The organism is Sulfitobacter sp. UBA4523 (assembly GCF_002388305.1).
Lineage (GTDB): Bacteria > Pseudomonadota > Alphaproteobacteria > Rhodobacterales > Rhodobacteraceae > Sulfitobacter > Sulfitobacter pontiacus.
The window spans coordinates 14,764-32,685 of the sequence record NZ_DGMH01000020.1 but is presented as its reverse complement, the minus strand read 5'-3'; the positions used below and the strand labels follow the sequence as shown (position 1 = coordinate 32,685).

Below are 17,922 nucleotides of genomic sequence, written 5' to 3'. Positions count from 1 at the left end.
GGGATAGTTATCGGAAAAACAGCCTTTGCCGCCCGCGCGATCCGCGCTTTGTGCGCCTTGCCCCTGCGCCCTGTGAATCGCCCGAGAGCACACGGGCTTCAAAACCGCGGCACAGGCCTTATATATTGAATGTTTGCTCTTGCCCGCCTGTGGCGATATTGCACGTTCCAAACCGTATTCAGCTTATCCGAGGATTCTCAATGGCCGCCTATCAATATGTCTATCACATGTCCGGTGTCTCAAAGACCTACCCGGGCGGCAAAAAGTGTTTCGACAACATTAACCTGAACTTCCTGCCCGGTGTGAAAATCGGTGTGGTCGGCGTCAACGGTGCGGGTAAATCCACGCTGATGAAGATCATGGCCGGCAAGGACAAGGATTACTCGGGCGAAGCATGGGTCGCTGAAGGGGCCAAGGTCGGCTATCTGGAACAGGAACCCTATCTGGACCCCGCCCTGACCGTGCGCGAAAATGTCATGCTGGGCGTGAAAGCCAAGAAGGACATTCTGGACCGCTACAACGAACTGGCGATGAACTATTCCGACGAGACAGCCGACGAAATGGCCGCCTTGCAGGATCAGATCGACGCGGAGAACCTCTGGGATCTCGACAGCCAGATCGACGTCTCGATGGAAGCCTTGCGCTGCCCGCCCGACGATGCCGATGTGACCAAACTGTCCGGTGGTGAAGCCCGCCGCGTGGCGCTGTGCAAGCTGCTGCTTGAAGCGCCCGAAATGCTGCTGCTTGACGAACCGACCAACCACCTGGATGCGGAAACCATCGCCTGGCTGCAACAGCACCTGATCGACTATAAGGGCACGATCCTGATCGTCACCCACGACCGGTACTTCCTGGATAACATCACCAGCTGGATCCTCGAGCTCGACCGCGGCAATGGCATCCCCTACGAGGGGAACTATTCCAGCTGGATCGACCAGAAAGCCAAACGGCTTGAACAGGAAGCCCGCGAGGACAAGTCCAAGCAAAAGACACTGTCGCGCGAATTGGAATGGATGCGTCAGGGGGCCAAAGCCCGTCAGGCGAAATCCAAAGCGCGGATCAAGTCCTATAACGAAATGGCCGACAGCTCGGAGCGCGAACGCCTGACGCGGGCCCAGATCGTTATCCCCAACGGTCCCCGTCTGGGCAACAAGGTGCTTGAGGTCGAGGGCCTGTCCAAAGCCATGGGCGACAAGCTGTTGATCGAAAAGCTGGACTTCTCTCTGCCGCCAGGCGGGATCGTCGGCGTGATCGGCCCCAACGGCGCGGGTAAATCAACCCTGTTCAAGATGATCACCGGCCATGAACAACCCGATACCGGCACGATCGAACTCGGAAATACCGTTGATCTGTCCTATGTTGACCAGTCGCGCGATGACCTGAACCCTGATGACAACGTCTGGCAGGCCATTTCGGGCGGGGCCGAGATCATCAAGCTTGGCGATGCCGAAGTGAACTCGCGCGCCTATTGCGGTGCTTTCAACTTCAAGGGCGGTGACCAGCAGAAGAAAGTCGGCCTGCTGTCGGGCGGTGAACGCAACCGTGTGCACATGGCGCGTCTGCTGAAAGAAGGCGGCAACGTGCTGCTGCTCGATGAACCTACCAACGATCTGGACGTTGAAACACTGCGCGCGCTCGAAGACGCGCTGGTCGATTTCGCGGGCTGCGCTGTGGTCATCTCGCACGACCGTTTCTTCCTTGACCGGATTTGTACGCACATCCTCGCCTTTGAAGGCGACGCGCATGTTGAATGGTTCGAGGGCGGCTTCTCTGACTACGAAGAGGACAAGAAGCGTCGTCTGGGCGAAGACGCCATGGAACCCAAGCGCATGAAGCACAAGAAATTCTCGCGCTGATCTAGGCGAAAGTTCTAAGAAAAAAGGCCCCCGCAGGAAACTGCGGGGGCCTTTTTATGTGTCGGTCAACGCGCCGCAGCGACGCGGCACGGGTTTGCCGTTACAGCCCGTCGGCCAGTTCCGTATAGCCATCGGTGCGGTCGGTGCTGGTGCTGTCGGGCACGGTTTCACGCCCCAGAAAATCGCGCAGCGTGTTGCAGGCAGACAGCCCCGACCACAGCCGCTGGTTCGACACCAGCTTGACCGTGACATCGGCGCTGAAATCCCCGCCGATACGTGCGGCGGTGCCATCATGGGACAGGATGTCTTCGATGTCTTTCTGTATTTCTTCGGGCTTGATCCGGTGGCGGCCCATCACGGTGCCCACGATGATCCCCTCGCCCGCATAGCCCATAAAGCATTTCTCATGGGCCAGCGCCGCGACCGTCGCCTGCGCGACCAAGCCCATCTGGCGACAGAATTCAGCCGGGCTTGCGGCCTCGAAGATATTGCGGATCTGCGGGAGTTTGACCGCGAAAAGGCTCATGGCATAGCAGCCTTCGGGCAGACGCAGCATGTGGTTTTCGAACCCGTGCAGATCGTCGACGCCGACAACGTTCAGATCAAAGCTTTCCTCGACCCGTACCTTCATCAGGCCCGACAGCTCCGCCAGCGTATGCGCGGCCTCGCGTTCACGGCGCAGGCTGTCGCTGAGCATGCCCGCCATGTTGATACGCGCGCCCAGTTCGATCCCGTTCAAGGGCTTGAAGATGAAATCCGTCGCCCCGGCGCGGAAGGCGGTGTCCATCAGATCATGTTTCCGGCTGCCGGTGATCATGATGATCGGCGCACTTTTATAGGCCTGCATATTGCGGATGTCGTCACATAGGGTGATCCCGTCAACGCCGGGCAGCATGATGTCCAGCAAGAAGCAGTCAAAGCTTGCCCCGTGTTCGTCGATCTTGGCCAACCCATCCTCGGCCGAGTCTGCACAGACCAGATCGAACCCCAGCGACGGCGTCAGACAGTCGCGCAACAGGTCAAGAATGGTGGGATCGTCGTCTACGGCTAGGATTTTCATACGGTGGCTCACTCGTTGTCGTGTCGGCAGAAGGGGGACTGGTTAAATTCTCTTATGGCTCGGAGCAAAATCGCAGATGAATCTGTCAGCAGTTAGGCAATTTCGGCCAATCCGTTAACCCTTTGTCCCGCTGCCTCTGCCAATGCACGTTAGGGTTTCGTCTTGCCTCTCCGAAGAATAAGGCGCAAATGTGCCGGAATCAGCAAGGATCGGCCTGTTTTTCAAGGCCCATTGACAGCCCCTTGCGCGAATCCCCACGACCTGCCATATCCGAATGGCTAACGTTATTCTTTTTCGACCAACTGTCTCCCTCATACGGCGTTCAGACTTCGATCCAGACCGACAACGCCAAGCCATCGCACGACGCGGATGGCATACTAGAGGAGACTACGGATATGGCCACTGGCACCGTAAAATGGTTCAACACAACAAAAGGCTTCGGCTTTATCGCACCCGATGGCGGCAGCAAAGATGTATTCGTACACATCTCCGCTGTTGAGCGCGCAGGCCTGACCGGTCTGGCCGACAACCAGAAAGTGACATTCGACATCGAAGCTGGCCGTGACGGCCGCGAATCCGCGTCGAACATCGCACTGGCATAAGCCATGCAGGGCCTTAGGCCCGCAGGATGAATTTGCCGGCTGCCCCTCACGGGACAGCCGGTTTTTTTATGTCCTCAGGGTTGCCAAACACAACCCAAGGGGCAAAATACCGGCATCACATCCTAAAGGAGCCCCCCATGCGCCGCCGTCAGTTTATCGCAGGTTCTTTGGCCGCCCTCGCCTTTCCCCACGCGCTGTTTGCCGCGGGTGCCGCCTATGACCCCACGCCGCAAATGGTGTCGATCAAGCCACAATATGCCGTGGGCGAGCTGCTGATCCTGCCCCGCAGCCACTACCTGTATCTGGTGACCGCCCCCGGTCAGGCCATGCGATACGGCGTGGGCGTCGGCAAGGCGGGGCTGGAGTTTACCGGCACCGCGACGATCGATGTCAAAAAGGAATGGCCCACCTGGCGCCCCACGGACGAGATGATCGAACGGGAGCCCAAGACCTATGCGCGGTTCATCGGTAATACCGATGCGCAACCCGGTGGCCCGTCCAATCCGCTGGGGGCGCGCGCGCTCTATCTGTTCCAGAACGGCCGCGATACGTATTTCCGCATCCACGGCACCACCCAACCCAGCAGCATCGGGCGCTCTGTCTCGAATGGGTGTATCCGCATGCTGAATGAACACGTCAAAGACCTGTACCAACGTGTGCCCATCGGCACCAAGGTCACGGTGCTTTAACGCCGCTGACTTTATTCACCACGCAAAAGGGGCTGGCATCGCTGCCAGCCCCTTCGCGTTTCTGCACTGTATCGGGGACGTGTCCCCTTAGTTCAGCGCGCCTTAGTTCAAGGCTTTGTCGGTGATCGCATGGGTCCATGCGCCCGACGGCTCTACCGTGATCACGGGGTCCGACCCACCGGACAGCAGCGATTGCACGGTCCGCTCGTAATCCGCCTCGTCCAGCGCGCCATTGCTGCCTGCGGTCAGCTTGGCCACTTCGCCCATCATGCGTTTCTGATGCTCTTCGGTTTGCGCACCGGAGGCATCGTTGTCCAACACGATTTCCGCCGCTTCATCGGGGTTTTCCTCGGCGTATTTCCAGCCCTTCATAGAGGCCCGCACAAAGCGCACCATCTTGTCCTCGAAGGCCGGATCGGCAAGGTTCTCTTCCAGCGCGTAAAGCCCGTCTTCCAATGTGGCAACGCCCTGCTCTTCGTATTTGAACACGTTCAGATCATCCGGCGTCAGACCTGCGTCGATCACCTGCCAGTATTCATTATAGGTCATGGTCGACACGCAGGCGGCCTGATTTTGCAGCAGCGGATCCACGTTAAAGCCTTGTTTCAGCACGGTCACACCATCCTCACCGCCTTCGGTGGGCAGCTCAAGTTTGCTCATCCAGCTGAGAAAGGGGAATTCATTGCCAAAGAACCAGACGCCCAACGTCTTGCCCTTGAAGTCATCCGTGGTCTCGATCCCGGCATCCTTGCGGCAGGTCAGCATCATGCCCGAGGATTTGAACGGCTGCGCGATGTTCACCATCGGCAGACCCTTCTCGCGCGCGGCCAATGCGGCGGGCATCCATTCAACGGCGACATCGGCACCACCACCGGCCAGCACCTGTGTCGGCGCAATGTCCGGGCCGCCCGGCTTGATCGTGACGTTCAGGTCTTCTTCGTCATAGAACCCTTTGTCCTGCGCCACATAATAGCCCGCGAACTGCGCCTGCGTGACCCACTTCAGCTGAAGCGTCACATCATCCGCCGCTTGTGCCATGGTCCCCATCAGGCCCACAGCGGCCCCGGCGACATATGTTGATAGTTTTTTCATTTTTATATCTCCCTCTTGGTTGGTTGGTCGTCTTGGTTAGTTCCGCGTTAGTTCCGCTGGCTCGGGTGCCAAAAGGTCACCCGCCGTTCAAACAATGACATCGCGCCGTAGAATGCGGACCCGGCAATCGCCGCGACAACAATCTCGGCCCAGACCAGATCAAGCGCAAGCTGGCCCACCGAGGTAGAGATCCGAAACCCCATCCCCCGCACAGGAGAGCCGAAAAATTCAGCAACAATCGCCCCGATCAAGGCAAGGGTCGTGCCGATCTTCAGCCCATTGAACACGAAAGGCATCGCGGCAGGCAAGCGCAGCTTGAACAGCGTCGCCCAATAGCTGGCCGCATAGGTCCGCATCAGATCGCGCTGCATGGCGTCGGTGGCTTGCAAGCCCTGCACCGTGTTCACCAGCATCGGAAAGAACACCATGACCACGACCACGGCGGCCTTGGACTGCCAGTCAAAGCCGAACCACATCACCAGAATCGGGGCCATCCCGATCACGGGCAGCGCGGCCACAAAGTTCCCTACCGGCAAAAGCCCCCGTTGCAAGAATGGGAAACGGTCAATCGCAACGGCGATCAAAAAGGCCGCACCGCAGCCCAGCACATAGCCCGACAACGCGCCCTTCAGCACGGTCTGCACGAAATCCACCCAAAGGATATCAAGCGATGACACCAGCCGCAGGGCAATCAGCGACGGCGCAGGCAGCAAGACCTGCGAAATCTCGAGTCCGCGCACAATGCCTTCCCAGACAGCGATCAGCGTCGCGCCAAAAACCAAGGGCGCTGCAAGGGACACCCAGCGGGCCGGCCGCAATCGCGCCAACCGGATGTTGACCCACATGCCAAAGGCCCAGGCCACTGCGGCAAAAACCAGCCAGATCATCGCGCCATCCCCATCCGTTTCAATGTCACACGCTGGATCAAGCCGATGATCCCCACCAGCAACGCCGCCAAGGCCGCCGCCATGATCAACGCGCTCCAGATCTGGATCGTCTGGCCATAGTAGCTGCCAGCCAACAACCGCGCCCCCAGACCCGCCACGGCACCCGTTGGCAGCTCACCAATGATGGCCCCCACCAGCGACGCAGCCATCGCGATCTTGAGCGAGGTAAAGAAATACGGCATCGACGCAGGCAACCGCAGCTTCCAGAAGGTCTGGCCCGCACTGGCATGCCAGGTGCGCATCTGGTCCAGCTGCATCTGATCAGGGCTGCGCAAACCTTTCACCATGCCGACAACGACGGGGAAGAACGACAGATACATGCTGATCATCGCTTTCGGCAGCAGCCCCGACACGCCCACGGCGTTCAGAACCACAATGATCATCGGCGCAATCGCCAGAATGGGAATGGTCTGGCTGGCGATCACCCAAGGCATCACCGACATATCCATCACCCGGTTGAACACGATCCCCACCGCCAGCAAGACGCCCAGCAAGGTGCCCATGCCAAAGCCCAGCAGGGTCGCGCTGAGCGTGATCCAGGAATGATAGACCAAGGACCGCTTCGACGTGACTTTCTTCATCACGGTCGTGTCCCAGATCTCTGACGCGACCTGATGCGGCGCGGGCAGTTTGGGCTTTTTCTGCGCCCAGGTATCCGCGACCAGTGTCGTGGCGGTTACCGTCTCGCCCGACCGTGTGGCCTTGTCATAGGTCCAGTCCGCATTCAGCCAGACCGCCGCCGCATACCAAAGCGCAAACAAGACCCCGACCACAGTCAGGACAGGCAAGAAGCTCGACTTCATCGCGCGCCCCCCTGCTTCCAGATGGTCCTAAAATCCTCCCCGAAGGGCCGGGCGGCAGCGGGCGCGCGATCAATCATCCGCATGCCCCGCCCGCAATCCTTCCCGCACCCGATGCGCGATCTCCAGAAACTCGGGCGTTTCGCGAATGTCCAAGGGGCGCTCTTTCGGCAAAGGGCTGTCGATGACATCCGCAATCCGTCCGGGGCGCGGGCTCATTACCACGATCTTGGTACTCAGATACACCGCCTCCGGGATCGAGTGGGTGACAAAAGCGATGGTCTTTTGCGTGCGCGCCCACAGGCGTAACAGCTGTTCATTCAAATGGTCGCGCACGATCTCGTCCAGCGCGCCAAAGGGTTCATCCATTAGCAAGATATCCGCATCAAACGCCAGCGCCCGCGCGATCGAGGCCCGTTGCTGCATGCCCCCCGACAGCTGCCAAGGGAACTTGCGCTCGAACCCTGCCAGCTCCACCAGCTCCAACACTTGGCGAACCCGCGCCGCCTGATCCGCCTTGGAATACCCCATGATTTCAAGCGGCAGCCGGATATTGCCGCCAATCGTCCGCCAGGGATAAAGCCCCGCCGCCTGAAACACATAGCCATAGGCCCGCGCCCGCCGTGCCTCGGCAGCACTGACGCCATTCACCGTGATCTCGCCCCCCGTGGGCTGTTCCAGGTCCGCCATACAGCGCAGGAACGTCGTCTTGCCGCAGCCCGACGGCCCGATAAAGCTGACGAAATCGCCTTTCTCGATATCAAGCGACACGTCTTTCAGCGCATGCACAGGGCCATCGTTGGTTTCAAATGTCAGGGATAGGTTCTGGGCCGAGATCACGGGCGCGGTGCTCATAAGCTGCGTCCCTCTTCTGCCGTACAACGTGCTCGCATCTATGCTGGCCTCTTTCTTCTTCAGGGCAGCGCGGCGCAACCGCCGCGCTGCGTTGATAGTCCCGCGTTCAGATCCCCGCAGGGATGTTCAGCGGATCGCGTTTGATCAGTTTCGGCGCAGTCAACTCTTTCCACTTGCTCAGCGCAAGGTTGGCCGACGGGAAAGCAGGCCGCGGCACAAAGCGCCCGCGTCCGGGGTTGGGCTGCGAATTCTGCCCCCAGGCCCAGATGACCTCGCCACGGCTTAAGGTATAGCGCGCCTGTGCCTTGACCTCGAAGCCTTCAAAGACGTTGTAATCCAGAATGGAGTGGTGGTTCGCCGTCGAAATCGTCTTGCTGATCTTGGGATCCCACACCACGATATCCGCGTCGGCCCCTTCGACAATCGCGCCCTTGCGCGGATAGATATTCAGGATCTTCGCGACATTGGTCGAGGTGGCAGCGACGAATTCATTCGGCGTCAGACGGCCCGTCTCCACCCCTTCGGTCCAGAGCACCGCCAGACGTTCCTCCAACCCGTTGGACCCGTTGGGGATGATGCGGAAATCATCGCGGCCCGCGCGTTTCTGCTCGGTCGAAAACGCAGCGTGATCCGTGGCAACCACCTGCAACGACCCCGACTGCAAGCCCGCCCATAGACTGTCCTGATGGTCCTTGGACCGGAAGGGCGGCGACATGACACGGCGTGCGGCGTGATCCCAATCTTTGTTGAAATACTCGCTCTCGTCCAGAGTCAGGAACTGGATCAACGGCTCGCCATAGACCCGCATCCCCTTTTGCCGGGCACGGCGGATCGCTTCGTGGGTCTGCTCGCAAGAGACATGCACGATATAAAGCGGCACGCCGGCGGCATCGGCAATGGTGATCGCGCGGTTGGCGGCCTCGCCCTCCAGCTCGGGCGGGCGCGAATAGGCATGCCCCTCCGGCCCCGTGATCCCCTGATTGAAATACTTCTCCTGCAAGGCCGCGACCAGATCGCCGTTTTCGGCATGGACCATCGGCAGCGCCCCCAGTTCGGCACAGCGCTGGAAGGACGCGAACATCTCGTCATCCTCGACCATCAAGGCCCCTTTATAGGCCATAAAGTGTTTGAACGAATTCACCCCCATGTCGACGGCGTCTTTCATCTCGTCAAAGACATTCTCGTTCCAGCCGGTGATCGCCATGTGATAGCCGACATCCGAACAAATCTGCGGCGCGGATTTGCGGTGCCATTCATTGATCGCGTTCTTGATCGACCCGTCCGCCCCCGGCAGACAGAAATCGACGATCATCGTGGTCCCGCCCACGGCCGCGGCCCAGGTGCCTGTCTCGAATGTCTCGGCCGCTGTGGTGCCCATAAAGGGCATCTCAAGATGGGTATGGGGATCGATCCCGCCGGGGATGACATAGGCCCCTTCGGCGTCGATATATTCGTCGCCCACCAGATCCTCGCCGATCTGCTTGATGATCTCGCCCTCGATCAACACATCCGCTTTCCAGGTGCGATCCGCCGTGCAGACCATGCCGCCCTTGATAACCTTGCTCATCTGTCCTCTCCCCTATCTGTCTTCCAAATGGTCCAAATCCCGGGGGTCTGGGGGCTGGCCCCCAGGCCACGCCCGCTCAGGCCCCCGACGGGTTCAGCCCACAATCTCTGCCGTTTCCAGCACCGCATGCAGCAAAACATCGGCACCGGCCTTGGCCCATTCCTTGGTGATCTCTTCGGCCTCGTTATGGCTCAGCCCATCCACGCAGGGGCACATGACCATCGCGGTCGGGGCCACCCCGTTGATCCAGCAGGCATCGTGCCCCGCCCCCGAGATGACGTCCATATGGCTGTACCCCAACCGCTCTGCCGCGGAACGGATGGCCGAGACGCAGCCTTCGTCAAAAGCGACGGGATCAAAACCACCGACCTTTTCAAAAGCGACCTCAAGCCCCATGTCATCGGCGATCTTCTGACCCTCGACGCGCAGGCGCTTTTCCATATCCTCGATCACGCTCAGATCAGGCGACCGGAAATCGACGGTAAAGATCACCTGCCCCGGGATCACATTGCGCGAGTTCGGGTACACCTCGATATGCCCCGCGGCACCAACCGCATGCGGCGCGTGGGACCATGCGATCTGGTCCACCGCTTCAAGCATACGCGCCATGCCAAGCCCCGCATTCTTGCGCATCGGCATCGGCGTTGATCCGGTATGCGCATCCTTGCCGGTCACGGTGACTTGGGTCCACGACAGCCCCTGCCCGTGGGTCACGACGCCGATGTCCTTGCCTTCGGCCTCCAGGATCGGGCCCTGTTCGATGTGCAGCTCGAAAAACGCATGCATCTTGCGCGCGCCGACCTCTTCGTCGCCCTGCCAGCCGATCCGCTTGAGCTCGTCGCCAAAGCGCAAGCCCTCGGCATCGGTCTTGGCATAGGCCCATTCCTGCGTGTGGATGCCGGCAAAAACGCCAGACGACAGCATCGCGGGGGCATAGCGGGTGCCCTCTTCGTTGGTCCAGTTGGTCACGACCACGGGGTGTTTCGTCTTGATCCCCAGATCGTTCATCGTGCGCAGCAGTTCCAGCCCACCCAGCACACCCAGCACGCCGTCATACTTGCCGCCCGTGGGCTGCGTATCCAGATGCGACCCGACGTAGACCGGCAGCGCATCGGGGTCGGTGCCATCGCGCTGCGCGAACATATTGCCCATCGTATCAAGGCCCATGGTGCAGCCCGCCTCCTCGCACCATTTCTGGAACAGGGCGCGACCTTCGGCGTCTTCGTCGGTCAGCGTCTGGCGATTGTTGCCACCCGCCACACCGGGGCCGATCTTGGCCATCTCCATCAGACTGTCCCACAAACGATCCGGGTTGATCTTCAGGTTTTCACCGGGCGCGGCCATAGCGGTTTCCTTTGCGTTTTCTACCTTGTGCAAGGCGTAAATTTTTACCATTTGGTAAATCCACGATTGCGGCTAGGGTTAAGTCTGTCAAGAAATGCTTTCCCATCGGGCCACCCGTCCGAAGTGGGGTGCCGCATTTTCAGGCACTTACACCGAAAGGGGACGCGCCATGCCCGAGACAACCGCCAAGAAAAAGCCCAGCCGAATCCAAAGGCGCAACCGCCGTGTGATCCTGGATGCGGCGCTTGATGTGTTTTCGACCTACGGGTTTCGCGGGGCCACGCTGGATCAGATCGCCAGCGAGGCGGGGCTGAGCAAACCGAATATATTGTATTATTTCAGCGGGAAGGAAGAAATCCACACGACCCTGCTGAGCCAGCTGATGGAGACATGGCTCGACCCTTTGGTAGAGCTCGACGCCGATGGTGACCCGCACACAGAGCTGTTGGATTATGTGCAGCGCAAACTGGATATGGCACGGGATCTGCCCCGTGAAAGCCGCTTGTTTGCCGGTGAAATTTTACGCGGTGCGCCCCATATGGAGCCGCGTTTGCAAAGCGATCTGAAACCGCTGTTCGACGAGAAATGCGCGGTTATTTCCGATTGGATGGCGGCGGGAAAGATCGCGCGGATGGACCCGCGCCATCTGATTTTCTCGATCTGGTCGACCACGCAACACTATGCCGATTTCGCGCCGCAGGTCGCGCTGCTGCTGGACAATGATGCCGATCAGCACCAGCAGGCGTCGGACCATCTGCGACTGATGTTCTCGACGTTGTTGACCCCCGCCGCGCCTCAGCAGTAGCGGCGGGGGCAAGGGTCACTCGGCCGCTGTGGCGGAGGGGTTGTTGGGGTGCGTTGTCCAGTTGGCGTAATTCGGATCGACGGGCTTGCCGGTGCGCGGGTCCGTGGTGCCGGGGGCCAGCTCCACCATCGAGATACAATCCTCGACCGGGCAAACATTGACGCAGAGGTTGCAGGCGACGCATTCGTCGTCGATCACGCTGAAGGTGCGATCTTCGGACATGGCAATCGCCTGATGCGACGTGTCTTCGCAGGCGGCAAAGCAGCGCCCGCACGAGATACACAGATCCTGATCGATCTTGGCCTTGGCGACATAGTTCAGGTTCAGCTGGTTCCAGTCGGTCACATTCGGCACCGCACGGCGCACCAGTTGATCGACCGAGGTCATCCCCTTGTCGTCCATATATTCCGACAGGCCCGAGATCATCTCTTGCACAACCTTGAAACCATAGGTCATCGCCGCCGTGCAGACCTGCACATTGCCCGCGCCAAGGGCCAGAAACTCTGCCGCGTCGCGCCATGTGGTCACGCCGCCGATGCCACTGATCGGCATATCCGCCGTCTCGGGGTTGCGCGCGATTTCCGCCACCATGTTCAAGGCAATCGGCTTCACCGCCGGCCCGCAATAGCCGCCGTGGGTGCCTTTCCCGTCGATCATCGGTTCAGGCGCGAACAGGTCCAGATCAACCGAGGTGATGGAGTTGATCGTGTTGATCAGGCTCACCGCATCCGCGCCGCCGCGTTTGGCGGCCTCGGCGGGGTAGAGCACATTGGTGATGTTCGGCGTCAGCTTCACGATCACCGGCATGCGCGTGTATTGCTTGCACCAGCGGGTGACCATTTCAATGTATTCCGGCACCTGCCCCACGGCAGAACCCATGCCGCGCTCGGCCATGCCATGCGGGCAGCCGAAGTTCAGCTCGATCCCGTCGGCACCGGTTTCCTCCACATGCGGCAGGATCGCTTTCCACGCTTCCTCCTCACAAGGCACCATGATCGACGCGATCAGTGCGCGGTCAGGGTAATCACGTTTCACCGCCTTCATCTCGCGCAGGTTCACCTCCAGCGGGCGATCGGTGATCAGCTCGATGTTATTGAGCCCCAGCAGCCGCCGGTCCGCGCCCCAGATCGCGCCATAGCGCGGGCCGTTGACGTTGACGACGGGCGGGCCCTCCATGCCGAGGGTCTTCCACACGACACCGCCCCAGCCTGCCTCGTAGGCGCGGCGGACGTTGTATTCCTTGTCCGTGGGTGGCGCGGATGCCAGCCAGAACGGGTTGGGGCTTTTGATGCCCACGAAGTCGCTTCTTAGATCAGCCATTTGCGTTCTCCTGTAGGGGCTTAGCCCATCAATACCATGTGAATGTCCATCGCCGCGTCGCGCCCTTCGGCGACAGCGGTCACGGTCAGGTCGTCGCCGCCACTGGCACAATCGCCACCGGCCCAGACCCCGTCGACACTGGTGCGTCCGGTGCCATCCACCTTGATCTTGCGCGCCTCCAGCGTGGGCAGCGCGTCGCCCTGAAGGGTCTGGCCGATGGCCTTGAACACCTGATCCGCGGGCAGGCGCAGCGTTTGGCCCGTGCCATTCATCTGGTCGTCGACATATTCGAATTCGATCTCGCGTACGGCACCGTTGCCGATCACGGCGACCGGCGTGGCATGGGTCACGATCCGCACGCCCTTAGAGGCCGCGAGATCCTGTTCGAACACGCTGGCGTTCATCCGGTTGCGCCCGCGGCGATAGACCAGCGTCACATTGAGCGCGCCCAGCAGTTTCGCCTGAATAGCGGCATCGATCGCGGTCATCCCGCCGCCGATCACCACCACGTCACGACCGATCGGGACGGCGGCGACATCGCTTGCCTGACGCAGGTGAGAGATAAAATCGACCGCATCGAGCACGCCGGATTTATCCTCGCCCTCGGCCCCCAAGGCGTTCACACCGCCAAGGCCCATACCAAGGAACACGGCGTCATAGTCGGCCCGCAAGCTGTCCAGCGTCATCGCCACCCCAAGGGCTGCGTTGTTCTGCACGGTGATGCCGCCGATCTTGAGCAGCCAGTCCACCTCTGCCTGCGCGAAGCCGTCGGGTGTCTTGTAGGTGGCGATCCCGTATTCGTTCAGACCGCCGGGCTTGGGCCGCGCGTCAAAGACGGTGACATCATGCCCCATCATCGCCAAACGGTGCGCACAAGACAGCCCCGCCGGACCTGCGCCAACCACGGCCACGCGCTTGCCCGTCGAGGCCGCGCGTTCAAACGGATGCGCGCCCTGTGCTTGCAGATGGTCGGTGGCATAGCGCTGAAGCTCGCCGATCTTGACCGGCTTGCCCTCGGCCACTTCGCGCACACAGGCCTGTTCACAAAGCTGTTCGGTCGGACAAACGCGGGCACACATGCCGCCCATGATATTCTGGCTCAGGATCGTTTTGGCGGCGGCATCGGGTGTGCCCGTAGCGATCTGCCGAATGAAGAGCGGAATATCGATATCCGTCGGGCAGGCCGTGATGCACGGCGCGTCGTGACAGAAGTAGCATCGGTCCGCCGCGACAAGCGCTTCATGCACATCCAGTGGCGGGTGCAAATCGGAAAACTGCGCGGCATAGGCGTCGGCGTCCAGCCGTCCGGCAGCCACCCCCGGTTCAAAGATTTTCTGCGACATTTTTTTATCCCTGCTGTCACTATTTATGCTGAAACGCTCCCACGGAATGATTTTTTTATCAACTGGTAAAATTATTTCATAACTGTGAAATTTCTTGCGCAAATGCCCGCCGGTTACGCGTTTCGGGGCAAAAACTCTTGATTTTGTCCTATTTGGCGCCAAAGTCAGAGGTGCGACGCGAAAGACTTTCGACCCCTCAGCCCTCCGGCGCTGGTGCGATCAAGTTCTGACCGAGCCACGCTGCCGCATAATGTGGGCAGGACAAACACGAGGAGAAACGGGGCATGGCGACTGGCACCGTAAAATGGTTCAATACCACAAAGGGATACGGCTTTATCGCGCCTGATGGTGGCGGCAAAGATATCTTTGTTCACATCTCGGCGGTTGAACGCGCTGGCCTGACCGGGCTTGCCGACAACCAGAAGGTGACATTCGACGTAGAAGCGGGCCGTGATGGCCGCGAAAGCGCCGCGAATATCGCTTTGGCCTAACCGGCCCAAAACCGGTTCATAATATTTTTGACGACGGGCGCTTCGGTGCCCGTTTTTTGTGCAAAACTACTCGTTTTCGTTGATCTGATCGATCAGCGTCAGCACTTTCGGGCCCAAAGCATCAACGATTCTCGTGACGCCTTGCGCGTTCGGATGCACCCCGTCGGCCTGGAAAAACCCGCGTGCCTGCGCCAGATCTGGCGTCTCGCCATTGTCGGACAGGCCGTCAAAGAAGCTGCCCATCAGGCTCGCGTCATATTGCGCGGCAAGATCGGGATAGATGCTGTCAAAGGCGGTTTTATAGTCGGGGCCAAAGTTGCCCGGCGCGGTCATGCCGACCAGCAGCACCTCTACCTCGGCGTCTTGGGCGGCCTTCATGATTCCATCCAGATTGGCGCGGCTGACCGCGGGGTCGATCCCGCGCAACAGGTCATTCCCGCCAAGGGTCACGATCATGCCATCGACCTCGGGCGTCATGGTCCAGGCGACCCGCGCCAACCCGCCAGCGGTCGTGTCACCAGACACGCCTGCGTTGATCACCGTCACATCCGCGCCATTCTGATCCAGCCAGTTTTGCAACTGTGGCACGAACCCGTCCTCGGCGGGCAGGCCGTAGCCCTGCGTCAGACTGTCGCCCAATGCTGCAATAACAAGCGGTTCCGCCAGTGCGGGGCCTGATAATACCAGAACAAGTGCCGTCGTAACCTTGCGCATCATGGTCGAACCTCCATATCCAACAGGGACCGTATTTCAAAAGGCAGCCCTATGACCGACCCGGTGTTCCAGCTTCAAGATGCATCCCTGAAACTGAATGGCAACGCCGGAAAGGTCGACATCCTACATGGGATCACCCTGGACGTCGCACAAGGAGAGACGGTCGCCTTTACCGGCCCGTCGGGGTCGGGCAAGTCGTCGTTGCTGATGGTCATGGGCGGGCTGGAGCGTGCGACCGGCGGATCGGTACGCGCCTTGGGCGAAGACCTGAGCACCCTGTCCGAAGATGGGCTGGCCAAATTCCGCCGCGGGCGGATGGGCATCGTGTTCCAGTCCTTCCACCTCATTCCCACTATGACCGCGCTGGAAAACGTCGCCACCCCGCTGGAACTGAACGGCGTCGCGGACGCCTTTGACCGGGCCGAGGCGGAATTGCACGCGGTGGGTCTGGGGCACCGGCTCAACCACTATCCCGCGCAGATGTCGGGCGGCGAACAGCAGCGGGTCGCATTGGCCCGCGCCTCTGCCCCGCGTCCGGCGATCCTTTTGGCGGATGAGCCGACAGGGAACCTCGACAGTACCAATGGTGCCGCGATCATGGATCTGTTGTTCGATCTGCGCGAAAAACATGGCGCGACTTTGGTGTTGGTGACCCACGCCGATGAATTGGCCGCGCGCTGTGATCGGGTCGTCACCCTGACCGACGGGCGGATCGTCAGCGGGACGGGCGCATGAGCCTGCGTCTGGCCGGCCGCTTTGCCCGCCGCGAGATGCGCGGGGGGCTGCGGGGTTTCCGTCTGTTTCTGGCCTGCCTCGCCCTTGGCGTCGCGGCAATCGCTGCCGTCGGCTCTGTCCGCTCGGCGATCGAGGGCGGCTTGCAGCGCGAAGGGGCGGCCCTGCTTGGCGGCGCGGCCGAGATTGATTTCACCTATCGTTTCGCCACCGATGACGAACGCGACTGGATCGAAAGCCACGCCAGCGCCGTCTCCGAGGTTGTCGAGTTCCGGTCCATGGCTGTCGCGGGTGACGGGGCCGCCGCTGACCGTGCGCTGACGCAGGTGAAAGCGGTCGATGATCTTTATCCGCTGGTGGGAGAGATGGTGCTGGAACCGGCGATGCCGCTGGAGCAGGCGCTTGGGCTGGAAAACGGCCTGTCCGGCGCGGTGATGGAGCGCGCCTTGTCCGACCGTCTGGGCCTGTCCCCCGGCGACACCTTCAAGCTTGGCGTTAAAGAATTCCGCCTCTCCGCCCTGATCGTGCGCGAACCCGACAGCGCCGCCAGCGGCTTTGCGCTTGGGCCGCGTACCCTGCTCCGGACCGAGGCGCTTGAGGGGGCCGGCCTGCTGGCGGAAGGGACGCTATTCAACTCCAAATACCGGATGCTGCTGCCTGCCGATACCGACCTTGATCAACTGCGCTCTGCCGCCCGTACGCGGTTCGAAAACAGCGGGATGCGCTGGACCGATGCGCGCAACGGGGCACCGGGGGTGTCGCGCTTTGTCGAACGGTTGACGGCGTTTCTGATCCTTGTGGGCCTGTCCGGTCTGGCTGTGGGCGGTGTGGGCGTATCGGCTGCGGTGCGATCTTACCTCACCGGCAAGACCGAAGTCATCGCCGTGCTTCGCGCGCTAGGGGCAGACCGCGCGACGATCTTCCAGACATATTTCATGCAGATCGGTGCCCTATCGCTTCTGGGGGTCGCCATCGGCGTGGTGCTTGGGGCGGTGGCCCCGCTGATCTTTGCGCCGCTGATCTCTGCGCGGCTGCCGATCCCTGCGGCCTTTGCCATCTATCCGGCACCACTGGCCGAGGCAGCGATTTACGGGTTGCTGACCGCCTTTGCCTTCACGCTGTGGCCGCTGGCCCGCAGCGAGAACATCCGCGCAGCGACCCTGTTTCGCGATGCATGGGACGGGGCCGCGCGTTTTCCGGCACCGCGCTATGTGGCGATTATCGTGATGACTGTGGCGCTGCTGGTCGCGCTGGCGGGGTGGTTCAATGGCAGTTGGTGGCTGACGCTCTGGACTTTGGGCGGCATCGCAGGCGCGCTCGGGATCCTCACGCTGGCGGCACTGCTGGTGCGGTTCCTCGCACAACGCGCCGCGGTTCTGGCACGCGGGCGACCGCGGCTGCGTTGGGCTTTGGCCGCGATTGGCGGCAGCGGCGAAGGTGCCGGGGCCGTGGTGCTCTCGCTGGGGCTCGGCCTGTCGGTGCTGGCCGCCGTGGGGCAGATCGACGGCAACCTGCGGCAGGCGATCTCGGGCAACCTGCCCGATGTGGCCCCGTCGTATTTCTTTGTCGACATCCAGAAAGACCAGATCGACGGCTATACCAAACGGCTGACCGATGACCCTGCCGTGCGCCGCATCGACAGCGCGCCGATGCTGCGCGGCGTCGTGACCCAGATCAACGGCAGGCCCGCCAAAGAGGTCGCGGG

At 61.0% G+C, this 17,922-nt stretch carries 17 protein-coding genes; 7 read left to right on the top strand and 10 right to left on the bottom strand.

What is annotated here, in order from left to right; translation table 11 throughout:
* The first annotated feature begins 200 nt into the window (after positions 1-200).
* The gene (gene ettA, locus B3849_RS04435; RefSeq protein ID WP_005851397.1) at positions 201-1,856 is read left to right on the top strand and encodes an energy-dependent translational throttle protein EttA; all 1,656 of its coding nucleotides are present in this window, start codon (positions 201-203) and stop codon (positions 1,854-1,856) included.
* 100 nt (positions 1,857-1,956) lie between these two features.
* On the opposite strand, the gene B3849_RS04430 is transcribed toward ettA, so the two are convergent.
* Positions 1,957-2,916, bottom strand: a complete 960-nt coding sequence (locus B3849_RS04430; RefSeq protein WP_037943198.1) for a response regulator — start codon at positions 2,914-2,916, stop codon at positions 1,957-1,959.
* A 395-nt stretch (positions 2,917-3,311) separates the two neighbouring features.
* Here B3849_RS04430 and B3849_RS04425 point away from each other — a divergent pair, with 395 nt between their 5' ends.
* Both B3849_RS04425 and B3849_RS04420 read left to right on the top strand, forming a co-directional pair.
* Positions 3,312-3,518, top strand: a complete 207-nt coding sequence (locus B3849_RS04425) for a cold-shock protein (RefSeq protein WP_005851393.1) — start codon at positions 3,312-3,314, stop codon at positions 3,516-3,518.
* 137 nt (positions 3,519-3,655) lie between these two features.
* The gene (locus B3849_RS04420) at positions 3,656-4,207 is read left to right on the top strand and encodes a L,D-transpeptidase (protein ID WP_005851389.1); all 552 of its coding nucleotides are present in this window, start codon (positions 3,656-3,658) and stop codon (positions 4,205-4,207) included.
* A gap of 102 nt (positions 4,208-4,309) precedes the next feature.
* On the opposite strand, the gene B3849_RS04415 is transcribed toward B3849_RS04420, so the two are convergent.
* From B3849_RS04415 to B3849_RS04390, 6 genes are all read right to left on the bottom strand, one after another.
* A complete protein-coding gene (locus tag B3849_RS04415) occupies positions 4,310-5,299 on the bottom strand; it encodes an ABC transporter substrate-binding protein (RefSeq protein WP_005851387.1) in 990 nt (329 codons plus the stop codon).
* A 47-nt stretch (positions 5,300-5,346) separates the two neighbouring features.
* On the bottom strand, positions 5,347-6,186 hold the full coding sequence (locus tag B3849_RS04410) for an ABC transporter permease (protein WP_037943197.1): 840 nt from the start codon (positions 6,184-6,186) through the stop codon (positions 5,347-5,349).
* Positions 6,183-7,049: an ABC transporter permease gene (locus tag B3849_RS04405; protein WP_278424865.1), complete on the bottom strand. Its 867-nt coding sequence runs from the start codon at positions 7,047-7,049 to the stop codon at positions 6,183-6,185. Before B3849_RS04405 ends, B3849_RS04410 begins: the two co-directional genes overlap by 4 nt.
* A 69-nt stretch (positions 7,050-7,118) precedes the next feature.
* On the bottom strand, positions 7,119-7,901 hold the full coding sequence (locus B3849_RS04400; protein WP_005851381.1) for an ABC transporter ATP-binding protein: 783 nt from the start codon (positions 7,899-7,901) through the stop codon (positions 7,119-7,121).
* A 106-nt stretch (positions 7,902-8,007) separates the two neighbouring features.
* Complete coding sequence (gene hydA, locus B3849_RS04395) at positions 8,008-9,468, bottom strand: dihydropyrimidinase (protein WP_037943194.1); 1,461 nt, start codon at positions 9,466-9,468, stop codon at positions 8,008-8,010.
* A 93-nt stretch (positions 9,469-9,561) separates the two neighbouring features.
* Positions 9,562-10,812: a Zn-dependent hydrolase gene (locus B3849_RS04390; protein ID WP_005851376.1), complete on the bottom strand. Its 1,251-nt coding sequence runs from the start codon at positions 10,810-10,812 to the stop codon at positions 9,562-9,564.
* A 169-nt stretch (positions 10,813-10,981) separates the two neighbouring features.
* Between B3849_RS04390 and B3849_RS04385 the strand changes: the two genes are divergently transcribed.
* Positions 10,982-11,617: a TetR family transcriptional regulator C-terminal domain-containing protein gene (locus B3849_RS04385; RefSeq protein ID WP_278376371.1), complete on the top strand. Its 636-nt coding sequence runs from the start codon at positions 10,982-10,984 to the stop codon at positions 11,615-11,617.
* A 15-nt stretch (positions 11,618-11,632) separates the two neighbouring features.
* On the opposite strand, the gene preA is transcribed toward B3849_RS04385, so the two are convergent.
* Positions 11,633-12,937 (bottom strand): NAD-dependent dihydropyrimidine dehydrogenase subunit PreA, encoded by a 1,305-nt coding sequence (gene preA / locus B3849_RS04380; RefSeq protein WP_005851372.1) that lies wholly within the window; start codon positions 12,935-12,937, stop codon positions 11,633-11,635.
* Between the two features lie 20 nt (positions 12,938-12,957).
* Positions 12,958-14,280, bottom strand: coding sequence for an NAD(P)-dependent oxidoreductase (locus tag B3849_RS04375; protein ID WP_278424863.1), 1,323 nt, complete (start codon positions 14,278-14,280; stop codon positions 12,958-12,960).
* A 284-nt stretch (positions 14,281-14,564) separates the two neighbouring features.
* Between B3849_RS04375 and B3849_RS04370 the strand changes: the two genes are divergently transcribed.
* A complete protein-coding gene (locus B3849_RS04370) occupies positions 14,565-14,771 on the top strand; it encodes a cold-shock protein (RefSeq protein ID WP_005851368.1) in 207 nt (68 codons plus the stop codon).
* Between the two features lie 66 nt (positions 14,772-14,837).
* Here the strand turns inward: B3849_RS04370 and B3849_RS04365 are convergent, their stop codons facing one another.
* Positions 14,838-15,488, bottom strand: coding sequence for an arylesterase (locus B3849_RS04365; protein WP_037964913.1), 651 nt, complete (start codon positions 15,486-15,488; stop codon positions 14,838-14,840).
* Between the two features lie 48 nt (positions 15,489-15,536).
* Between B3849_RS04365 and B3849_RS04360 the strand changes: the two genes are divergently transcribed.
* Together B3849_RS04360 and B3849_RS04355 are read left to right on the top strand one after the other, a co-directional pair.
* Positions 15,537-16,220 (top strand): ABC transporter ATP-binding protein, encoded by a 684-nt coding sequence (locus B3849_RS04360; RefSeq protein WP_278424862.1) that lies wholly within the window; start codon positions 15,537-15,539, stop codon positions 16,218-16,220.
* A partial coding sequence (locus B3849_RS04355; RefSeq protein ID WP_286779868.1) for an ABC transporter permease occupies positions 16,217-17,922 on the top strand: 1,706 nt, incomplete at its 3' end. The genes B3849_RS04360 and B3849_RS04355, both read left to right, overlap by 4 nt.